Origin of the sequence: Antrihabitans cavernicola (assembly GCF_008297975.1) — a bacterium.
GTDB classification, from domain to species: domain Bacteria; phylum Actinomycetota; class Actinomycetes; order Mycobacteriales; family Mycobacteriaceae; genus Antrihabitans; species Antrihabitans cavernicola.
On record NZ_VLNY01000017.1, the window covers coordinates 30,396 to 50,188 of the forward strand.

15 protein-coding genes are annotated in these 19,793 nt (G+C 64.5%); 8 read left to right on the forward strand and 7 right to left on the reverse strand.

Going from position 1 to position 19,793, the window contains the following annotated elements; translation table 11 throughout:
* Positions 1 to 52 precede the first annotated feature (52 nt).
* Positions 53 to 2,659, forward strand: a complete 2,607-nt coding sequence (locus FOY51_RS23650) for a transglycosylase domain-containing protein (RefSeq protein WP_187776443.1) — start codon at positions 53 to 55, stop codon at positions 2,657 to 2,659.
* A gap of 60 nt (positions 2,660 to 2,719) precedes the next feature.
* Positions 2,720 to 4,288, forward strand: coding sequence for a glycosyltransferase family 87 protein (locus tag FOY51_RS23655; protein ID WP_149432738.1), 1,569 nt, complete (start codon positions 2,720 to 2,722; stop codon positions 4,286 to 4,288).
* Here FOY51_RS23655 and FOY51_RS23660 read toward each other — a convergent pair.
* The gene (locus FOY51_RS23660; RefSeq protein WP_149432739.1) at positions 4,266 to 4,535 is read right to left on the reverse strand and encodes a LuxR C-terminal-related transcriptional regulator; all 270 of its coding nucleotides are present in this window, start codon (positions 4,533 to 4,535) and stop codon (positions 4,266 to 4,268) included. The genes FOY51_RS23655 and FOY51_RS23660 overlap by 23 nt on opposite strands.
* Before the next feature lie 158 nt (positions 4,536 to 4,693).
* Here FOY51_RS23660 and FOY51_RS23665 point away from each other — a divergent pair, with 158 nt between their 5' ends.
* Complete coding sequence (locus FOY51_RS23665; protein ID WP_149432740.1) at positions 4,694 to 8,392, forward strand: nSTAND1 domain-containing NTPase; 3,699 nt, start codon at positions 4,694 to 4,696, stop codon at positions 8,390 to 8,392.
* A 5-nt stretch (positions 8,393 to 8,397) separates the two neighbouring features.
* Here FOY51_RS23665 and FOY51_RS23670 read toward each other — a convergent pair whose 3' ends face one another.
* The 5 genes from FOY51_RS23670 to FOY51_RS23690 form a co-directional block, all read right to left on the reverse strand.
* Positions 8,398 to 8,721 carry a LuxR C-terminal-related transcriptional regulator gene (locus FOY51_RS23670; protein WP_235916690.1) on the reverse strand — a complete coding sequence of 108 codons (324 nt, stop codon included), beginning with the start codon at positions 8,719 to 8,721 and terminating at the stop codon, positions 8,398 to 8,400.
* 73 nt (positions 8,722 to 8,794) lie between these two features.
* Complete coding sequence (locus tag FOY51_RS23675; protein WP_149432741.1) at positions 8,795 to 9,907, reverse strand: DUF8320 family protein; 1,113 nt, start codon at positions 9,905 to 9,907, stop codon at positions 8,795 to 8,797.
* On the reverse strand, positions 9,907 to 11,109 hold the full coding sequence (locus FOY51_RS23680) for a sensor histidine kinase (protein ID WP_149432742.1): 1,203 nt from the start codon (positions 11,107 to 11,109) through the stop codon (positions 9,907 to 9,909). The genes FOY51_RS23675 and FOY51_RS23680 overlap by 1 nt, the downstream gene beginning before the upstream one ends.
* Positions 11,076 to 11,684: a LuxR C-terminal-related transcriptional regulator gene (locus FOY51_RS23685; RefSeq protein WP_149432805.1), complete on the reverse strand. Its 609-nt coding sequence runs from the start codon at positions 11,682 to 11,684 to the stop codon at positions 11,076 to 11,078. The genes FOY51_RS23680 and FOY51_RS23685 overlap by 34 nt, the downstream gene beginning before the upstream one ends.
* A gap of 155 nt (positions 11,685 to 11,839) precedes the next feature.
* Positions 11,840 to 13,210, reverse strand: a complete 1,371-nt coding sequence (locus FOY51_RS23690; RefSeq protein ID WP_149432743.1) for a glycosyltransferase family protein — start codon at positions 13,208 to 13,210, stop codon at positions 11,840 to 11,842.
* A gap of 158 nt (positions 13,211 to 13,368) precedes the next feature.
* On the opposite strand from FOY51_RS23690, the gene rpsF reads away from it, so the two are divergent.
* The 5 genes from rpsF (at position 13,369) to dnaB (ending at position 18,472) form a co-directional block, all read left to right on the forward strand.
* Positions 13,369 to 13,656, forward strand: coding sequence for a 30S ribosomal protein S6 (gene rpsF / locus FOY51_RS23700; RefSeq protein ID WP_149432744.1), 288 nt, complete (start codon positions 13,369 to 13,371; stop codon positions 13,654 to 13,656).
* Positions 13,657 to 13,745: 89 nt separating this feature from the next.
* On the forward strand, positions 13,746 to 14,270 hold the full coding sequence (locus tag FOY51_RS23705) for a single-stranded DNA-binding protein (RefSeq protein ID WP_149432745.1): 525 nt from the start codon (positions 13,746 to 13,748) through the stop codon (positions 14,268 to 14,270).
* Positions 14,271 to 14,316: 46 nt separating this feature from the next.
* Complete coding sequence (rpsR, locus tag FOY51_RS23710) at positions 14,317 to 14,559, forward strand: 30S ribosomal protein S18 (RefSeq protein ID WP_149432746.1); 243 nt, start codon at positions 14,317 to 14,319, stop codon at positions 14,557 to 14,559.
* 16 nt (positions 14,560 to 14,575) lie between these two features.
* Positions 14,576 to 15,028: a 50S ribosomal protein L9 gene (gene rplI, locus FOY51_RS23715; protein WP_149432747.1), complete on the forward strand. Its 453-nt coding sequence runs from the start codon at positions 14,576 to 14,578 to the stop codon at positions 15,026 to 15,028.
* A 771-nt stretch (positions 15,029 to 15,799) separates the two neighbouring features.
* Positions 15,800 to 18,472 (forward strand): replicative DNA helicase, encoded by a 2,673-nt coding sequence (dnaB, locus tag FOY51_RS23720; protein ID WP_290367920.1) that lies wholly within the window; start codon positions 15,800 to 15,802, stop codon positions 18,470 to 18,472.
* 26 nt (positions 18,473 to 18,498) lie between these two features.
* Here dnaB and FOY51_RS23725 read toward each other — a convergent pair whose 3' ends face one another.
* Positions 18,499 to 19,641 (reverse strand): oxygenase MpaB family protein, encoded by a 1,143-nt coding sequence (locus FOY51_RS23725; RefSeq protein WP_149432749.1) that lies wholly within the window; start codon positions 19,639 to 19,641, stop codon positions 18,499 to 18,501.
* Positions 19,642 to 19,793 lie beyond the last annotated feature (152 nt).

Consider the following 19,793-nt stretch of genomic DNA (forward strand, 5'->3'; position numbering starts at 1 on the left):
GGGTGGAGCCGACGGTGATCGGTTCGGGCAGCAGCCACCGCGTCACGCCCCGATGCCGCGCAATGCGCCGCCGCCACCGCCTCGGCAGGGCGGTCCCGTCCCGCGGAGCACGCCGCCGCCGCGCAACCCACCGCCGCCGCGTAACCCCCAGCCGCAGGGTGGTGGCTACCCGCCGCGCAATCTGCCGCCGCGCACCGATCTCCCCCCGCGCACCGATCTGAACCAGGGTGGTCAGCCACCCGTAGTCCGCCGCGTGCCACCTGCGACGCCGATGGGTCGTCGCGCGGTTCCGCCGCCGACACAACGGGCTGCCGCCGCTGATCGTCGCCCGGTACCGCCCTACGTCCCGGCAGGCTCGTCGCAGCCGCCGAGTCCGCCGCCGCCCGGCGGTTCGCCCGGAGCAGGCGGCCCCGGCGGCCAGCCACCGCGTCGTCGTAAATCGCACAAGGTGCGCAACATCCTGCTCACACTCGTCGCTCTCGGCCTTGTCATCCCGATTCTGGGGTTCTTGGTCGCGTACGTGGTTGTCGATGTGCCCGAGCCGGGGGACATCAAGACCAATCAGGTTGCGACCATCCTCGCGTCCGACGGCACCACGGTCCTCAGCAAGGTGGTGCCTCCGCAGGGCAACCGGTCCGACGTCACGATCGCGCAGATCCCGCCGCATGTTCGCAACGCGGTGATCTCCGCGGAGGACCGCGACTTCTATTCCAACCCCGGATTCTCCGTATCCGGTTTCGCCCGCGCCGCCCGAGACAACATTCTCGGTAAGGACAGCGCAGGCGGCGGTTCGACGATCACCCAGCAGTACGTGAAGAACGCGCTGGTCGGCAACGAGCGGACGCTGACCCGCAAGATGCACGAGCTGGTGATCTCGTCGAAGATGGCCAGGCAGTGGAGCAAGGACGACATTCTCGCCGCCTACCTCAACACCATCTACTTCGGTCGCGGCGCGTACGGCATCTCGGCTGCGTCGAAGGCCTACTTCAACAAGCCGGTCGAGCAGCTCAGCGTCGCCGAGGGCGCGGTGCTGGCCGCGACCATTCAGCAGCCGTCGAACCTGGATCCGGAGACCAACCCCAAGGGTGCGCAGGATCGCTGGAACTACGTTCTCGACGGCATGGTCGACGGCGGCAACCTGTCCGCGGCCGACCGCAAGACGATGCAGTACCCGCAGGTCGCCCCGGCCAACGCCGCCGCCGATCCGAACCAGGACGCAGGCCCCGAAGGTCTGATCAAGGCGCAGGTCCTCAAGGAACTGCAATCGTCCGGTGTCTCGGAGCAGGACCTCAACACCGAGGGTCTGCAGATCACCACGACCATCGATCCCAAGGCGCAGAACGCGGCGGTCAATGCTGCGAAGAACAATCTGGAAGGCGAATCGCCGGAACTGCGTTCGGCCGTGGTGTCGATCGATCCCAAGAGCGGCGCGGTGCGGGCGTACTACGGCGGCACCGACGGCAAGGGCTTCGACTTCGCCAACTCCGGATTGCAGACCGGCTCGTCGTTCAAGGTCTTCGGCCTCGCTGCCGCGCTCGATCAGGGCATCCCGCTGTCGAAGATGTTCGACTCGTCGCCGCTGACGGTCAACGGCATCGAGATCACGAACGTCGAGGGCGAGGCCTGCGGTACCTGCACCATCGCCGAGGCACTCAAGCGCTCGTTGAACACCAGCTTCTACCGGTTGGAGTTGTCGCTGAACAACGGCCCCGAGGCGATTGCCGACATGGCCCACAAGGCCGGAATCCCGGACGTCATTCCGGGCGTCGGCAAGTCGTTGGTGGAGCCCGACGGCGGCCCGCCGAACAACGGCATCGTGCTCGGCCAGTACCAGTCGCGCCCGATCGACATGGCGTCCGCCTATGCGACGCTCGCGGATTCGGGTATGTATCACGCGCCGCACTTCGTGCAGAAGGTCGTCACCGCCGACGGCAACGTACTCCTGGATCGCGGTAATCCGCCGGGTGAGCAGCGCATCGACAAGGCCGTCGCCGACAACGTGACGTCGGCCATGGAACCGATCGCCGGCTACTCCAACGGCCACAACCTCAAGGGTGGGCGGCCGTCGGCGGCGAAGACCGGCACGACGCAGCTCGGCGACACCGGTGAAGACAAGGACGCGTGGATGATCGGCTTCACGCCGTCGCTGTCCACCGCGGTCTGGGTCGGAACCGAGCAGGGGCTGCCGCTGCGCACGTCGTACGGCGGACCGATGTACGGCTCGGGTGTTCCGTCCGATATCTGGAAGGCCACCATGGACGGTGCCTTGTCGGGCACCGACGTGGAGGACTTCCCGGACCCGGATCCGATCGGTGGTCAGGCAGGCGTACCCGAGTACACAGCGCCGTACGTCGCGCCGAAAACCACGCAGCAGCAACAGGCATCTGAGAAGCCGAGCGTGACCCAGTCGGCACCTGCGCCGATCGTGATCACGCCGTCGCCGGTGGAGATCCTGCCGGGCATCACCATTCCGGTGCCGGGGATCCAGCAGCAACCGCAGCCGCAACAGTCCGTGCAACCGGGTCAGGCTGGCGGTGGCGCTGCGGGTGGCGGTGCGGAGCCCAATGCTGTGGAACCCGAGCAGGGCGGAGCAGGTGGGGCCGGAGCAGGCGGGGCAGCAGTACCGGGTGAACCGGCTGTGCCCGGCAGGCCCCGGTAGCCTCGGCGAGGTGGTGAGCGAACCGACGGTGCAGCGACTTGTCGGCCGGGGCGTCGCCCGGTGACGCAAGAGCGCGAATACGTGGCCCCGGCACCGGTTGCCGACGACCTACGTTCCGCCGACTGGCGTGATCTGCCCGGCACCAACGACCCCCTGACCATCGAGTTGTCCTCGCTGGCAGGTGGTCCGGTCGGCAAGCACGCGCTGCTGGGTCGGACGCGGTTCTTCACGCCGATGCGCGTGATCATGCTGCTCACGGTGATCTTCCTGGCTCTCGGCTGGTTCACCAAGATGGGCTGCATCCAGCAAGCCCCGTCCGGGCCGAACGGTGTACTCGGCCTCGACTGGTCGGGCAGCCGCCAGTACACGGCCATGTGCTACTCCGACACGGTGCCGCTCTACGGCGCCGAGCATCTCAACGAGGGCGCCTTCCCGTACAAGAAGTCGTGGCAGGAGAAGTCGCCCGACGGGGTCGTGCAGACGCGGTACATGGAGTACCCGGTGGTCGCCGGGATGTATCAGTACGTGTCGATGAAGCTGGCCAAGGCCTGGGATTCCGCCACCTTCCTTCCGCAGGCCATTCAGGTCGCGGTCTACTTCAACATCGTTGCCTTCGGCCTCGCCCTTGCGTGGTTGGTGACGGTCTGGGCCAGCAGTCTGCTTGCGGGACGGCGCATTTGGGACGGTGCGCTCATCGCGTGCTCGCCGCTGGTTGCGGTGCACGCGTTCACCAACTTCGATCCGCTGGCGACGGCGTTCGCGGCAGCGGGCCTGCTGGCGTGGTCGCGTAAGCGTCCCGTCCTGGCCGGGATATTGCTCGGCGTCGGCGGTGCGACCAAGCTGTATCCGCTCTTCCTGCTGTTGCCGCTGCTCCTGTTGTGTCTGCGGGTCGGCAAGATGCGGCCGTGGATGATCACCTTCTTCTCCGCGGTCGGCGCGTGGCTGGTGGTCAACCTGCCGATCGCCGCGCTGTTCTTCACCGGCTGGCGAGAGTTCTTCCGGCTCAACACCGATCGGCCCGCCGATCCGGATTCCATCTACAATGTCATCACCTCGTTCACAGGTTGGCCCGGCTTCGACGGCGTTCTCGAAAGCTCGGACAAGCCGGTGATCCTCAACCTGGTGTCACTGCTGTTGTTCGCGGCGGTGTGCGTCGGCGTCGGCTACATCGCTCTGACCGCGTCGCGACGACCTCGGGTTGCGCAGCTGTGCTTTCTGCTGGTCGCGGGATTCCTGCTGACCAACAAGGTGTGGAGCCCGCAGTATTCGCTGTGGTTGGTGCCGTTGGCGGTGCTGGCACTGCCGCATCGCCGAATCCTCTTGACGTGGATGGCGATCGACGCGCTGGTATGGGTGCCACGGATGTACTACTACCTGGGTGAATCGAACAAGGGCTTGCCCGAGCAGTGGTTCACCGGTGCCGTCGTGCTGCGTGACATCGCGGTGATCGGTCTGTGCGCGTTGATCGTTCGGCAGATCTACCGGCCGGACGAAGACATCGTTCGCTACGGATTCATCGACGACCCGGTCGGCGGTGTGCTCGATCAAGCCGCCGACGAACAGCCGAAGTGGTTGCCGACGTGGTTGCGGCCTCGAGCTCGAGAGCTCACCAGTCCCCCAGTCGGGTAATCCCGTCTTGCAGCGCGCGGGCGAACAGCGCTGCCTTGGTGGTCGCAGGGCGATCGACCGCCAAGTATTTGGCACGGATCCGACTCAGATGCGTGTTGATGGTGCCGATCGAAATGAAGAGGCTGCGTGCCGCGTCGACTTTCGAGTCCGAGCGAAACCACGCGAGCATCACCTCGATTTCGCGAGTGCTGAGCGCGGGTCGGCGCGGTGGTTCCGGTGACGTGAGCAAAGTGAGCACAGCGGTCATGCCTCTCCCCGTGTGTGAGAATCTCCCCTGTTCTGTTCGGCCGAACAGCCCGATTTCGATCGTGCGGTGACGGTGCGCCCCAGTCGATAGAAACCGCCGGGTCCGTACAAGTCCGTACAAACCCAGCGCGCTGACCTGCAGTTCTGTAGTGTCCAGTCGTGCACGATCCTGCGCAGGCTCACACTCGCGAAGAGTTCGCCGACGCCCTGTCCGAGCTCCGCGTCGCCTCTGGATTCACGGTGCGTGAGCTTGCCGGAGCGGTGAGGTCGCATCCGGGCACGGTGAGCGGCTGGTTCGTCGGCCATCACGTGCCGACAAAGCACAGCGAGTCCACGTTCCGAGAGCTGCTCGTCGCATGCGGTGTCGCTGGCGATGCTCAAACACCGTGGATCGATGCAGTTCGACGATTGCGCCAAGCGCCGGGCGGCAAGCCGGGCGACACCAGCTGCCCCTACCGCGGGCTGGAGGCATTCCAGGAGCAGGACGCGGAGCTCTTCTTCGGTCGAGCCGAGCTGGCCGCCGATCTGACCGATCGTGTCCTGAGCGCCGACGGCCCGCGCATGATCGTGGTGATCGGCGCATCGGGATCGGGCAAGTCGTCGTTGTTGCGAGCAGGTCTGGTGCCCGCGCTGGCCCGCCGCGAAGTCACGGCGTGCGTGACGTCGCCCGGTGAGCACCCATCGGTCGTCGAGCCAGCGGACGTCGTCGTCTACGACCAATTCGAAGAAGTGTGGAGCCTGTGCCGCGACGATGCCGAGCGCCGCACCTTCCTCGACGCTCTCGCGAAGGCAGCACCCGTGGTCGTGATCGGATTGCGCGCCGACTTCTACGCGCGCGCCGCCGAAGACGAAGCGTTGATTCCCGCGCTGCAATCCGGTCCAGTCGTAGTGGGACCGTTGACCAGCGAGGCCCTGCGCGAGGTGATCGTCGAGCCTGCTCGCACTCGGGGCTGGTCGGTCGATGACGACCTGGTCCAGTTGCTGCTCACCGAGCTTGCCCCGCCGGGTTCTCGTTCGGCGCACGATATCGGCGCGCTCCCGCTGCTCTCACACGCCTTGCTCGGGACCTGGGAACGCGCGCGCCGCAAGCGTTTGACGGTTGGCGCGTACACCGAGACCGGCGGCATCGCCGGTGCGGTCGAACAGTCGGCGGAGAAGGCCTATCTCTCGCTCAGCGCAACGCAGGCCGACATCGCACGACGCATCTTCCTGCGCCTCGTTCACGTCGACGAGACCGCCCAGACTCGGCGCACCGTTCATCGCGGCGAGCTGTTCTACGACGACGCCACTGCCGACGTCAACGCCGTCATCGACCGCTTCGCGTCGCATCGCCTGCTGACGGTCGAAGAGGAGTCGGTCGAGATTTCGCACGAAGCGTTGCTGCGCGCGTGGGGGCGACTGGGTGACTGGGTCGATGCAGATCGAACCGGTCTGGTCATTCATCGTCGACTCACCCGCGCGGCCGATCTCTGGCGGGAAAGCGGAAGGGACACAGGATCGTTGATGAGCGCGACCAGCCTGCCGCTGGTGCGCAATTGGGCCGAGACCAACAACGCCGATCTCAATGTTCTCGAACGCGAGTACCTGCAGGCCAGCATCGCCGAGCAAGAAAGCCGAACCGTCACCGAGCGGCGCCGTACCCGCAATCTGCGCAGGCTGGTCGGAGCGTTGGCGGTGGCATCGGTGATCGCTCTGGTGTTGGCGATCACCGCCTTCGTCGCCCGATCGAATGCAGGCGAGCAGCGATCGGTCGCCGAACGAGCGCGCGACGACGCCATGTCTCGGCAAGTGGCGGCCGAGTCGATTCGCTTGCGTACCAAGGATCCTGCGCTCGCAGCCCAGCTGGCGTTGGCAGCGTATCGGGTGCGGCCGACTGTGGCGGCGCGCTCGGCGCTGCTCGATTCGACGGCTGTGGAGACGCCGGTTCGGCTGCTGAACGCGCCCGGTCGCACGCTGGTGGCGACCGGTAAGAACGTCGACGCCGTCGCGACAGCGGGTGCAACAGTGCAATTGCTCAGCAATGTCGACGGTCACTTGCTGTCGACCATCACGCTGCCGGGTGGTGCTGCGGAGCCGAATGCTGTGGTGATCAACGACATTCGCGATCTACTGGTGGTCGCGGGCAAGCAGCACATCGAGATCTGGAACATCGCCGATCCGGCGAAGCCGAGTCGAGACGCGGCGCTGGACACCACGTACGTGATCAACGATCTCGCCATCAGCACGGACGGCACCAGACTCGCCGCCAGCGCTGCCGATGCGGACACGATTGCGGCCTGGAACATTGCCGACGCGACGCATCCCGCATCGCTTCCGGGTGCGGCGTTGCCGACCGATCTTGCCTCGCTCGCCTTCAGTCCCGACGGGCGATTCCTGGTGGCGTACGGCGGTCAGGCCGCGCTGCGCATCTGGCCGACCGACGCCATGGCGGCATCTCCTTTGGTCGACATTGCGGGAGACGGCTCGACCAACCAGGTGCAGGCTGTGGCCTTCAGCCCGGATGGGAAGACGATCGCCGCGGCGATGCGCTCAGCCGAGGTGCGGCGGTGGCAATTCGACGATCCGGCTCACCCGGCCCCGCTCCCCTCGCTGACAGGTTTCACCAGCTATGTCAACGACGTCGCGTACAGCCCGGACGGCAAGCACGTCGCCGCGGGCAGCTCGGACAACTCGGTACGAGTGTGGAACACCGAAACCGCTGCGCTGGAACATGTTCTGCCGGGAGCGGTGACGCTGGAGTCGGTCAGGTTCGACGCGGCGGGTACCACGATCATCACCGGTTCCGACGACGGTAGCGCTCGGCTGTGGCACCTGCCGGGCCCAGTGCTCTCGTCCGCGACCTCGACGATCTTCCAGACGCCTTTCGACAAGGCAGGAACGACGTTGCTGGTGGGTGTCGGCTCCAAGGATCCGGGCCCGCATCTGTGGAACATCGGCGATCCGAGCAATCCCGTCGAGCGTGGGCGGCTCGGTGCGGGGCCGGGCGATGTGGTGACGGGTGCGGTCGGTGTGAGTGCAGACGGTGCGTTGGCCGCGGTCGGCACCGCCGCCGGCCGCGTGGCCCTGTGGAACATCGCCGTCGATCCGCCGCAGCTCGAAGGAACGCCGTTCGCCGCGACCTCGACTTTGGTTGCGGGCATTGCGTTTCGGCCGGACGGAACGGTGTTGGCGGTGTCGGGACAGGACGGCAACGACGTGACGCTGTGGAACACCGCCGCACCGGCGGCCGCCACCCAACTTGCGAAATTGGACGCGGGCGACCTACCGGAACTGTCGGCGTTCAGCCCGGACGGCACGATCCTCGCGGTCGCGACGGTCGCCAACGTGGTCCGGCTGTGGAATGTCTCCGATCCCGCTGCGCCACAGCCGTTGCCGTCGCTGACCGGGTTCGGCAACGATGTCCTTGCGGTCGCGTTCAGCCCGGACGGCAAGACGATCGCCGCGGGCGGATCGGATCGGCAGGTTCGCATGTTCGATGTGTCCGACGCCGCCAAGCCGAACTTGATCGGCATTGCGACGGGGCCGGTGGGCGCGATCAAGTCGTTGAACTTCGCGCCACGCGGTGATCGCTTGGCCGCCGGCGTCGAGGATGCGCTGTGGGTTTGGGACACAACGGATCCCGCGCAGCCGACCGGGTATGCCACGCTCACCGCGTACGCCGGCGACCTCAACGATGCGACGTTCGGTCATGGCGGCGACGTCCTGGCAGGTGCAGGGCCGGACAAAACCGTCCGTCTCTGGGCAACCGACCCCGATGCCGTCGCAAATCGGTTGTGCGCCAGCGGAAGTACGGCGCTGACCGAAGACGAACGAGATCGGTATCTCCCCGGTGTTCCCGTCGGCAGCCTGTGCCCCTGAGGCGGCTACAGTTCGTCGAGTTCGATGATGCGGTCCTGCAGGGCGCGCGCCAGGAGTGCCGTCTTGGTGGCCGCTACTCGGCCGACGGCCTCGTACTTCGATCGAATCCGGGTGAGGTGGGTGTTGACAGTACCGAGCGACAGATATAGCGCACGGGCGACGTCGTTCTTGGAGTCGAGAAGCAGCCAGGTGCGGAGCACTTCTTTCTCGCGGTCCGACAGATGAGGCACGACGACGCTGCGCGTTTCGGCAGCGGCGACTTCGTGTTGCAGATGATTGAGCAGATCTCGGGACGTCGAATGCGCACGCTCTTGACGAAGGGTAGCCACTGGTTTCCTCCCCTAATTACCTTGTGCACCAGTTGATCTGGTGCCTCCGCCGCTACCCCGATAGCGGTGAAGCTCAATGTATGCCTTTGCCGGGCATCGTGGTATCCGAATCTTCCAAGCCCAGTGTTGTGGGGTCAAAGTTACCCACGCTAACGAACTGATCCGAATGCACCACGCCTGCGCGGTCGACCTCCACGTGGTACTCGGAATCGCCGTCGTTGACCAGAATCGTCGCAACCATCGGACGGCCGGGTGGCAGCACACGTGCGGACACTTTGCCGCTACGTGCAAGTGTCAGTGCGGATCTCGCGGCCCCGCGCGCGGACTCCCGGACAGATGGCGTCGAGTCGTCCAGGCCGCCGTCGTCGAGAAGCACAACGGTGACGCCCCGCCGACGTGCCTCGCGCGCGGCGTCGGCGACCCCGTCGTCGATCAGCAGTCCCGCGCGCAATCGATCGCGCAGGCGGGCTTCGAGGAGACGACAGTCGTCTTGCTCCGCGCGGGACAAGGGCCGACCGCTCGCGATGACTTCCAGCAGTGGACGTGCGATCACGTCCAGACGATCGAGTTGCGCGTCACGTTCCTCGAGGACTGCGGCACTCGCGGCCTCCGATGCGGCACTGAGGTTGGCTTGCTCGCGCAGCTGGAATATCGATCGCGCGGTCGGGCGGACGGTGTATGCGAAGAAGGTCGCCATCAGTAATGGTGCGATGTCGACCGCTGATTGTGTGAGGCCCGTCAACGCACCCTGTCCGGTCACGACGCACCAGCCGATGTAGACGGCGAATCGGCAGGCCAGCCCGATCCATGCCCACACGACGGCGCCGCGGACACACATGAACGTCAGGTAGGCCACGGTTGCTGCGAAGAACCAGTGCTGCTGGGCGTTGAAGGGCGGGGTGGGTAGTTGGCTGACCACCAGCAGAGCCATGACGGGACTGGCTGCGGCAAGCAGCGCACCCGCCCAGGTCGGTAACGGATCGCCAGGCAGGTACATGACGCCGAGTGCTGCGACAGCAAAGAGAACCGCGGCAAGAACGATGACCCAGATGTGGTCGACCCCCTCGTCGTTCCACAGTCCCATCGACAGGCAGGTCGCGAAGAACATGCCGACCAGCAACCATGCCGCCGGACTACGCAGTCGCAGGATGTCGCGAACATCTTGGCTGACAACGGGGTTCGGCATCAGACGCGTCGCCAGCCCATGCTGATGCGGGTACCGACACCGCGTGCCGACTCCACGCGGGACCAGCCGTTGTCGAGCTCGTCGAATCGGCCACGGATGCTCACCTGCAATCCCAAGCGGTGCGGTGGCACGGCGGTCGGGTCGAACCCGACTCCGTCGTCGACGACGTCGATGCGGGCTGACGACCCATCCACGTCGACGCGCACCTCGTAGGAGGCAGCGCCTGCGTGGCGCTCGATGTTGCGAATCGCTTCGATCACGCCTGCGCCGAGTGCACGAGCGACTTCGGGTGGAACCTGCAGTTCGGACGAGTTCGGCTGCAACGCAACGACGATCGGTGCGTTGTCGTCGATCGCCGCCGCCGATGTTCGGATGTGGGTGACCAGGCCGGCGGCGTCGAATGTGTCGGCAGACGACGCACCCGATCGCAAGCGGTCCAGCTGTCGCAGAGTTGCGGTCGCCTGCGCTGCGAGTTCCGCGGTGTTGTCGGCGCGCGATGCGCTCAGGAATGTCGCCATGGCGCCGTCGTGAATCAGAGCGTCGAATCGCCGACGTTCGGCACCCCTTGCTTCGGTGGCCGCGGACTGTGCGGCGTTGGTCCGCGCCGACAACGCTGTCTCGTCGAGGATTCGCCCCGCGCGGACTACGCCCATGCACGCAGCGGTGAACAACGCGCTGAACGTGAATCCGAATGCGATCTCGAAGAAGACCGGATTGTTGCCGTGATCGATGCGTGCATTGAAGCCCTGCAATTGGCACATCACACAAGCCAGTGCCAGGTATCCGAAGACTGCGGTGGGCCGCCAGGTGATGGAGACTGCCAATGCGGCCAAGCCGGGAAACATGCTGAGCCACAGACCCTTTTCGTTCGAGAGTGTGGCGGCGCCGTCGTAGCTTACGAACCAGGTCGCAATCGCGACCAGATACACGATCGCAAACGTGCTGATCGAGCAGTGGATCGCACGGATCGAGCCGCGGGCTGCGGCGATCACGATGGCGAGCGCCGATCCGAACACGGCGATCACCGCGCAAGGCGTCCACCATGCCGGGCTCAGAATCGTCTGCCCCAGGATGTCGGGCATGAGCACGACGCCGTAGAACAGGCCACCGACGCCGGCAAACGCGGCCGCACTGCGCGTCAGCCGGTCGTGCGCGCTGGGGATGCTGGTCAGCGCCGCGGCTGCTCCGGCCGTGGTAGCCATCCGTCCTCCAACGCTCGCTTGTACAGGTCGGTCTTGGTCGGCGCCGGTCGACCGGCTTCGGCGTAGCGCTTGCGGATTCGGGCCAGGTAGTCGATCACCGTTTGTTCGGCCAGGCCCGTCATCCGGGCGACTGTCGACGCCTTCTCGCCATTGGCGTACAACGCGAGCACATCCAATTGCCTTGGTGTCAAACCGACTTCACGCAAAGCGGGGTCACCGTCGATGGCGGCGGCCCAGTCCTGGGTTGGCACCGGTGTGCCTTGCGCGGCCTGCCGGATCGCATCGAGCGTGTCGGCCGCGGGTGTCGACTTCAGCAGAATTCCCAGTACCCCGGCCTTCGCTGCTGCCCGCACCAGGTACGGATCCTCGCCGCAGGTGTAGACGAGCGTTTCGATGCCGTGCTCGGCGAGGGCGTCGACGTTGGATCGCGGCGTCGATCCGTCACCGAGCCGGAGATCGAGGATGGCGAGATCGAGGTCGGTCGTCTGGGCCAACAGCCCGGAGACGGTGTCGGCGGCCGCGACCAGCTCGAGGCTGTTGTCGTCGGCAAGGACGGTCGCGAGTCCGATCGCCATCGTCTCGTGGTCCTCGACATGCCCGATTCGCCGGATCGGGCTGTCGGCGACGCGTGTCGACACGGTTTTGGTGAACCAACCAGAACTCCCCACCTGCCCATTGAACACCGTAATCGGCGCTGGTCAGAGGCATTCATTCAGTCGAATGACAGGAGCTATGCGGTGCTGCCCGATTGGACGAGTGCGCCCGGCAGCGTCGCCGGCTCGGTCGACTTGACCGCGGACTTCTGCCCGGCTCGCAGGAACGCGAAGAAGAAGAAGACCAACAGCACCGCGCGACCCCAGACGCCGAACTGGACCACGTTCTCCTGCCAATCGGCCGGTCCGCCGGACGAGAGTGCATGGAAGTAGAGGAACACGCCGATTCCGATCGCCGCGTCGGCGAGCAGATATCCGAAGATGGCGGGCCACGACACGATCAGCAGCACGAGGAACGGGACCAGCCACAGCGTGTACTGCGGTGAATGCACCTTGTGGAAAAGCAGGAACCCGCAGAGCATCGCGCCGCTGACCGCGACCCACGGATAGCTGCCCGTGGTACCGAATTTGCGCCATCCCAACCAGACGGCCAGGGCGAACGATGCCAATACCAACACCGGTGACGCGATGCTGACCGCGTGCTGGAAGGCGGCCTCGCTCGCAGGATCCGGCCCGAACATCGGGCGTAGTCCCCAGTACCAGATGGAGTTGGTGGTGATGTCTGCTTCACGGTTCTGCTGGAACGTGAACGACGCGCGCCATCCGGTGAATCCGGCGACCGCGAACGGCACGTTGATCGCGACGACCGTGACGACGGCGGCGACCGCGACGGCGATGGCGCCGCGAATGTCGTAGCGCCCCTTGACCGTCGACGGCAGCTCACGTCCGCCGATGCCGCCGGTGAGCACGAACGCAGCGAGCGGGACGACGAAAGCGCCGGGATAGAGCTTGAGGCAGAAACCTATTCCCAACAGCACGGCGGCGCCGATTGCGCGCGTGCGCAAGGGTATTCGCTGCACCATCGTCACCAGATAGATCGCGGCAACGGCTGTCAGGACGACCGGTAGTTCCCAGTTGTGGAACGCGTAGAGAACCAGCGGTGAGCCGATCGCCCACAACAGTGCCGCGCGGCCCGCCATTCGTCCCAACATCCACGCGGTCAGCAAAGCGAACGGTGCGAGCAACAGTGCGGAGTCGAAGAGGAATTGCGCATCGGTGTGTGCCCCGATGGCGCCGATCCACATCAACGCACCGCTGAGCACCGGGTACTCGACGGAGCCGCCGACCAGGTCGCCGTTGCCGTTGATGCCACCGTCGACATAAGGGAAGACGTGCTTGTCGATATCGCGGCCCAACCACAGAAACTGGATGTCCGAATAGCAGACGTTGCTGTCTTTCTTCTGGTCGAAGATGATGCTGCGACCGTTGTCGTAGTACGGCGAACCCGCACAACGGGCCTTGTTGAAGTAGGCGAGGGCGAGGGTCAGCGCGCACAGCAGAACGATGACAGCAATCAGCTTTTTGCTGGTGGTGGCTCCGCTGCGCATGGCAACAGCCTAAGTCGTCAGCCGCCGTGTTCAGGCCCCTCCGACGATTTCGCAGGTCAGGGGCCCCTCGTGTACCCTGCAAAGGTTGCTGACGCAACGACCCTCCTGCCACGGAACGTCCGTGGCCGTACACAGTCCATAGGAGGTGATGAGGTCTTATGCGTCAATACGAACTGATGGTCATTCTCGATCCCAATCTGGATGAGCGCACCGTCGCCCCGTCGCTCGATACTTTCCTCAACGTCGTTCGCAAGGATGGCGGCAAGGTCGACAAGGTCGATGTCTGGGGAAAGCGTCGTCTCGCTTTCGAAATCCTCAAGCACGCTGAGGGTATCTACGCAGTGATCGACATCAGCGCAGAACCTGCCACGGTCAAGGAACTCGACCGGCAGCTCGGCCTGAACGAGTCGGTGCTTCGCACCAAGGTCCTGCGCAACGACAAGTGATTTCTTGGTTGCGCTGAGTTGGAGCCTCCGGTGTAAGTCGGAGCTGGGCTCTAGGCTCTAGCGCAACACAACACTGCAGGAGGAACCACATGGCAGGCGACACGATCATCACCGTCATCGGAAACTTGACGGCAGATCCCGAGCTTCGATTCACCCCTGCGGGCGCCGCGGTGGCCAATTTCACGGTCGCCTCGACACCGCGGATGTTCGACCGTAATTCCAACGAATGGAAAGACGGCGAAGCCCTCTTCATGCGCTGCAACATCTGGCGTGAGGCGGCGGAGAATGTGGCCGAAAGTTTGACCCGCGGCTCGCGAGTGATCGTGAGCGGGCGGCTCAAGCAGCGGTCCTACGAAACTCGTGAGGGTGAGAAGCGCACTGTCGTGGAGCTCGAGGTCGACGAGATCGGCCCATCGCTGAAGTACGCCACCGCAAAGGTCAACAAGGCCAGTCGTGGTGGCGGCGGAGGCGGGTTCGGCGGTTCCTCCGGTGGATCGGGCGGCGGACGTCCGCAGCAGCAGAGTTCCGGCGGGGACGATCCTTGGGGCAGCGCGCCTCAGGCATCGGGCAACTTCGGCGGATCGCGACCTGCGGACGATGAGCCACCGTTCTGATCCCATCCACATGGGAACGATCGAGAACTAGTACGGAGAAATAACCATGGCGAAGGCGCCAGCTCGCGAGAAGGTGCTCAAGAAGAAGCCCTGCACCTTCTGCAAAGAGAAGAACCTGCAGATCAACTACAAGGACACGACGCTGCTGCGTAAGTACGTCAGCGACCGCGGCAAGATCCGCGCGCGTCGAGTCACCGGCAACTGCGTTCAGCACCAGCGCGATATCGCTGTCGCAGTGAAGAACTCGCGTGAGGTTGCTTTGCTGCCTTACGTCGCAGTGGCACGCTGAGAAAGGGAGTTACATCATGAAGCTGATTCTCACTGCTGATGTCGACAACCTCGGTGCGCCCGGCGACACCGTCGAGGTCAAGGATGGCTACGGCCGTAACTTCCTGCTGCCCCGCGGTCTTGCGATCGTCGCCACCCGTGGCGCCGAGAAGCAGGTCGAGGGCATCCGTCGCGCCCAGGAGGCGCGTCAGGTCCGCGGTCTCGATCACGCCAACGAGCTCAAGCAGGCCATCGAGAACCTGGCCGACGTGTCGTTGACGGTCAAGACGGCCGGCTCGTCCAAGCTGTTCGGCTCGGTCACTCAGGCCGACGTCGCCGGTGCGGTCAAGACCGCCGGTGGCCCGGTGCTGGACAAGCGCAGCATCGACCTGCCGAAGGCGCACATCAAGTCGACGGGCAAGCACGCCATCGTGGTCAACCTGCACCCCGATGTCACCGCCAAGTTCGATCTGAACGTGGTCGGCAGCTAGTCCCCCGATTTACCTCGAAAGGCCTCGCAGATTTCGATCTGCGGGGCCTTTTGCGTTGGCTGGCTCCGGCCGTTGCGGACCGAAGGTCACTGTGATGCCGTCAGGCGGACTGAACGTGACCTTCAGTCGCCCGACGGGTCGAATGTGGCCGTCCGCCGCCGCGGACTGAATGTCACCTCGCTGCTGTCGAACGGACCGAAGGCGACCTTCAGTCCGCTCCGCATGGCCAAAAACCGCAATCCGATCCTGTCATTTTGCGACTCGCCGCATCGAGCGCATGCGTTCGCGGCGTGTTTGCGGGCTCCCTAACCGAACATCGCCTGGACGGGCGTCTAATTGAGCGTGAGATCGAAAGCGGGGCTACAAACATACCGACCATACTGTGGCCCAGGTCATAGGTCAGTTTGTCGTCTGTTTACTCAACACGCCCGAGCCGTCAACTTGAGCGACACGCCGTCCCGAAATCAATGCACAGGCAAAAATCTGTGAAAACTGGCGTCTAGCTGCAACGATACAAGTGTGATTCGTACTTATCCTCAGGTTATCCCCATACGGTTCACACAGCTGTCCAAGCGTTTCCACAATCCCTCCCCAGGTGTGTACACAGGTCGGTTTGTACGGAGGTCCAGCAGTCCCTAACGTCGTCTCAACATCTCTCCATCGCTGCGATTCGAACGGGTTGCCACGAACATGTCGGTACCCCCGGGTAGAACTTGTGTGCGATGAGGGACGGCTGTGGTTGTGTCGACCGAGAGAGGGCGGACGAGTCGAGTGGCGGTTGTCGATGATCGAGGTCGTGCGGAGTACTCGGGGTCCCAGCACTCCGGGTCCGACTACTCGGGTCCGTCGGAGCCCTCTCCCACCGGGGAGGATTTCGGACGGCAGCCTCCGCAGGACATGGCGGCAGAGCAGTCGGTGCTCGGCGGCATGCTGCTCAGCAAGGATGCGATCGCGGACGTGCTCGAGGTGCTGCGCCCGGGCGACTTCTACCGCCCCGCGCATCAGGACGTCTACGACGTCATCCTGGACCTCTACGGCAAGGGTGAGCCTGCAGACCCGGTGACGGTGTCCGCAGAGCTCGACCGCCGCGGCCAGCTCCGTCGAATCGGTGGCGCGCCGTATCTGGTGACGTTGACCCAGACCGTGCCCACCGCGGCGAACGCCGGCTACTACGCGCGGATCGTCGAGGAGAAGGCAATCCTGCGCAGGCTGGTCGAGGCCGGTACGCGGATCGTGCAGTACGGCTATGCCGGCGCCGACGGACAAGAAGTGGCCGAGGTGGTCGACCGCGCGCAGGCCGAGGTCTACGAAGTCACCGAGCGTCGCACCGCGGAAGACTTCGTGCCGTTGGAAGAGTTGCTGCAGCCGACGATGGACGAGATCGACTCCATCGCGAGTCGTGGTGGCGTATCACTCGGTGTGGCAACAGGTTTCGCCGAATTGGACGAAGTGACCAACGGTTTGCATCCGGGTCAGATGATCATCGTGGCGGCCCGGCCTGGTGTGGGTAAGGCGTTGGCGCTGGATACACCGCTGGCGACCCCGACCGGCTGGACGACGATGGGCTCGGTATCGGTCGGCGATCAGCTGCTCGACGCACACGGCCGTCCTACCCGCGTCGTCGCTGCGACCGAGGTGATGAGCGGACGTCCCTGCTACGAGGTCGAGTTCTCCGATGGCACGGTGATCGTGGCCGACGAGCAGCACCAGTGGTTGACCGAGACGCGTGCGTCGCGAAAGTCGGCCCAAGCTGCGCGAACTGGCTACAACCGCTATCGCAATCAGAAGACATTCGCCGAAGTTCGCACCACGGCCGACATTGCCGACTCCGTTCGCTGCAACAGCGCTGATCGGCGGCTCAACCACTCGGTCGTCAACACCGAGCCGCTCCAGCTGCCTGCCCGCGAGTATCTCGTCGGGCCCTACACGCTAGGTGCGTGGCTGGGCGATGGGACGTCGGCGTGCGCGCAGATTACCTCTGCTGATCCGGAAATCATCGTGCGAATCGAGGCGGAGGGGCACGTCGCAGTTCCGTCCAAGTCGGCTGCCCTGCGGTATCAGATCCAACTTCCGCCCGAGGCTCCAATCGCATCGCGCGAATGCGTTGTCTGTGGTGCGGAGTTCATTCCGCACACCAGTGAGGTGCGCACCTGCGGTCGATCGTGTGGGAAAGCGCGGTTCATGTCCGAGCCGGTCGCGGCGCCGACCTGTGCGCATTGCGGTGGCCGCTCCATCGGGCTGCGGCTGTGCCAGGTGTGCCGTAACGAGGTCGGGACCGTTCAGGGACGGCTGCGGACCATCGGTGTCCTCGGCGACAAGCATGTACCCGCCGACTACCTACGCGGCTCCGAGTCGCAGCGTCGCGCTCTGCTTGCCGGACTCCTGGATACGGACGGTACTGTCACCAACGGTGGCTCGGTTCAGTTCTCGGTCACCAGTGAGAAATTGGTTCGCGGTGTCGAGGAACTGATCGTCAGCCTCGGTTACCGCTGCCACACGGCGACCAAGCGAGTCCGCGGTCGTAGCGAAAGTTCCTCGACCGCATTCACCTTGACATTCTCGACAGACGACGAAGTATTCGGCCTGACGCGAAAGTCCTTACTGCACAAGGAGCGACGCGCCAGCCACAGCACGGCCCGCTCGGGTTCGCGCTACATCGTCGACGTTCGCAAGGTCGAGAGCGTGCCGGTGCGCTGCGTCGAGGTCGAGAACGGGGAGCACCTCTACCTCGCTGGACGTTCGATGGTGCCGACACACAACTCCACACTTGGCTTGGACTTCATGCGCTCGTGCTCGGTCAAGCAGGGCCTCGCCAGCGTCATCTTCTCGCTGGAAATGAGCCGCACCGAGATCGTGATGCGTCTGCTGTCCGCGGAGGCGAAGATCAAGCTCGGTGACATGCGCTCCGGGCGGATGAGCGACGACGACTGGACCAAGCTCGCCCGCCGTATGAGCGAGATCAGCGAAGCGCCCCTGTTCGTCGATGATTCGCCGAACCTCACGATGATGGAAATCCGTGCCAAGGCGCGACGGCTGAAGCAGCGCCACGACTTGAAACTCATTGTGGTGGACTACCTTCAGCTGATGACGTCCGGCAAGAAGGTCGAATCGCGTCAGCAAGAAGTCTCGGAATTCTCGCGAAGTTTGAAGCTGATGGCGAAGGAACTGGAAGTCCCCGTCGTCGCGATCAGTCAGCTGAACCGTGGTCCCGAGCAGCGCACCGACAAGAAGCCGATGGTCTCCGACCTTCGTGAATCAGGTTCGCTGGAGCAGGACGCCGACATGGTCATCTTGCTGCACAGACCAGATGCGTTCGAGCGCGATGATCCGCGTGGTGGTGAGGCTGACTTGATTCTCGGCAAGCATCGCAATGGTCCGACAGCAACGATTACCGTCGCACATCAATTGCATTTGAGTCGCTTCGTCGATATGGCGCGGGGCTAGCTGGTACCTATAACTCAGTGCATCAGTTATTGGGGGACTCCGCGCATGTTCCCGAAGAACTCTTCGGACTCCTCCAACCCCTCGTAACTCGGTGCTGTGTGCTCGCCGAAGACCCGCTGTTCCTGTTTCCGGCGTAGCTGCGGGTGGGCTTGTGCTGGAATGTCGTAGCCGTAGAGCTGCTGAGCAGCACGCGGCGTCATGGTGATCGGATTGGTTGCCGGTAGACCGAGCGCCGCAGGCATGACGAGGTCCGCAACCCCCGGCACCAGCCACGACCAAACAGCATCGTAGAGATGCATGTTGCTGTTGATGGCCGTCATCAGAGCACGTACGGCCGGGCGCACCACCGCATCCTCGGCTGCTGATTGTCGAATGCCGAACAACTGGCGCATGTACTGCGGATACGTCGATATCGTCGCCATCGCGGCTAGCCGTGCCACCGGCTGCAGCACCGGCGTCGCCCATGCCGGCTGATTGGGAGGCAAGGCAACCTCGGTGTGGAGAATCATCCTCGCCATCGACTGCGCCGTTTGCGAAGCGGCGAGCCGCGGCTTCCAGGCTTCGAAATACTCGATTACGGCATCGCGGGTGCGGGGCACTTCATCCGGGTCGATAGTTTGACATTGGGCCGCAACCGCACATTGTTCCCAGTACTCCGCCTCCTCGGCGGCAGAGAGCTGGCCCGGTCCGAACACTTCGTAGCAGTACAGGATCGAATGCCACGCCGTCATGTGAATCCACAGTTGGGACTTCGGCGAGTTCGAGTCGTACCGACCGCCCGTCACCGGGTCGACCCCGATGCCCAACGAGTGAACCTTCACAAGAATATCGGCGGCCTTGGTGGCCGCCGCGGTGTCCCCGACCGCGACCAGCGCAAAATAGCGCATCGTCCGCTCGTACCGGTTGCGAGGACGAGATTTGACGCCGCCCGATGCGACGACCGCTGCATTGAGATTCGGGTCCAGGAACTCGATTGTCACAGCGCGCTGAAAGCCCATGATCGCCGAAGTCGGATACGACCACACTTTCCACGTCACCGAACCAGGCCCGAAGAAACCGTAATCGGGGAGGGGTCGGTACTTCCGTTTGAGCCGATCGAGCCGCACCGCGCCCACCGAACCGATACGGTCGATTGCCCTGTAGACGTCCAAGTCTGGCGAAGCGCTCATTTACACCCTCCAACAAGCAACATGTGCGAGATGCGGCCATCGTGCCGATTTTATCCAGTAATCATCTCCAGCGTGTAGCGACCTGCGCGACAACTTGTGAATCGTCCCGGCATGCCCGGAGACTCGAGTGCCGCACGGACTGAGGTATGTCG

Coding starts and splice junctions, on each gene's coding strand:
- FOY51_RS23660 (WP_149432739.1), bottom strand. CDS start 4,535: ATGACCGCTGTGCTCACTTTGCTCACGTCACCGGAACCACCGCGCCGA.
- FOY51_RS23690 (WP_149432743.1), bottom strand. CDS start 13,210: ATGCGCAGCGGAGCCACCACCAGCAAAAAGCTGATTGCTGTCATCGTT.
- FOY51_RS23685 (WP_149432805.1), bottom strand. CDS start 11,684: ATGGCGATCGGACTCGCGACCGTCCTTGCCGACGACAACAGCCTCGAG.
- rpsR (WP_149432746.1), top strand. CDS start 14,317: ATGGCGAAGGCGCCAGCTCGCGAGAAGGTGCTCAAGAAGAAGCCCTGC.
- FOY51_RS23705 (WP_149432745.1), top strand. CDS start 13,746: ATGGCAGGCGACACGATCATCACCGTCATCGGAAACTTGACGGCAGAT.
- rpsF (WP_149432744.1), top strand. CDS start 13,369: ATGCGTCAATACGAACTGATGGTCATTCTCGATCCCAATCTGGATGAG.
- FOY51_RS23675 (WP_149432741.1), bottom strand. CDS start 9,907: ATGCCGAACCCCGTTGTCAGCCAAGATGTTCGCGACATCCTGCGACTG.
- FOY51_RS23725 (WP_149432749.1), bottom strand. CDS start 19,641: ATGAGCGCTTCGCCAGACTTGGACGTCTACAGGGCAATCGACCGTATC.
- FOY51_RS23650 (WP_187776443.1), top strand. CDS start 53: ATGCCGCGCAATGCGCCGCCGCCACCGCCTCGGCAGGGCGGTCCCGTC.
- FOY51_RS23680 (WP_149432742.1), bottom strand. CDS start 11,109: ATGGCTACCACGGCCGGAGCAGCCGCGGCGCTGACCAGCATCCCCAGC.
- rplI (WP_149432747.1), top strand. CDS start 14,576: ATGAAGCTGATTCTCACTGCTGATGTCGACAACCTCGGTGCGCCCGGC.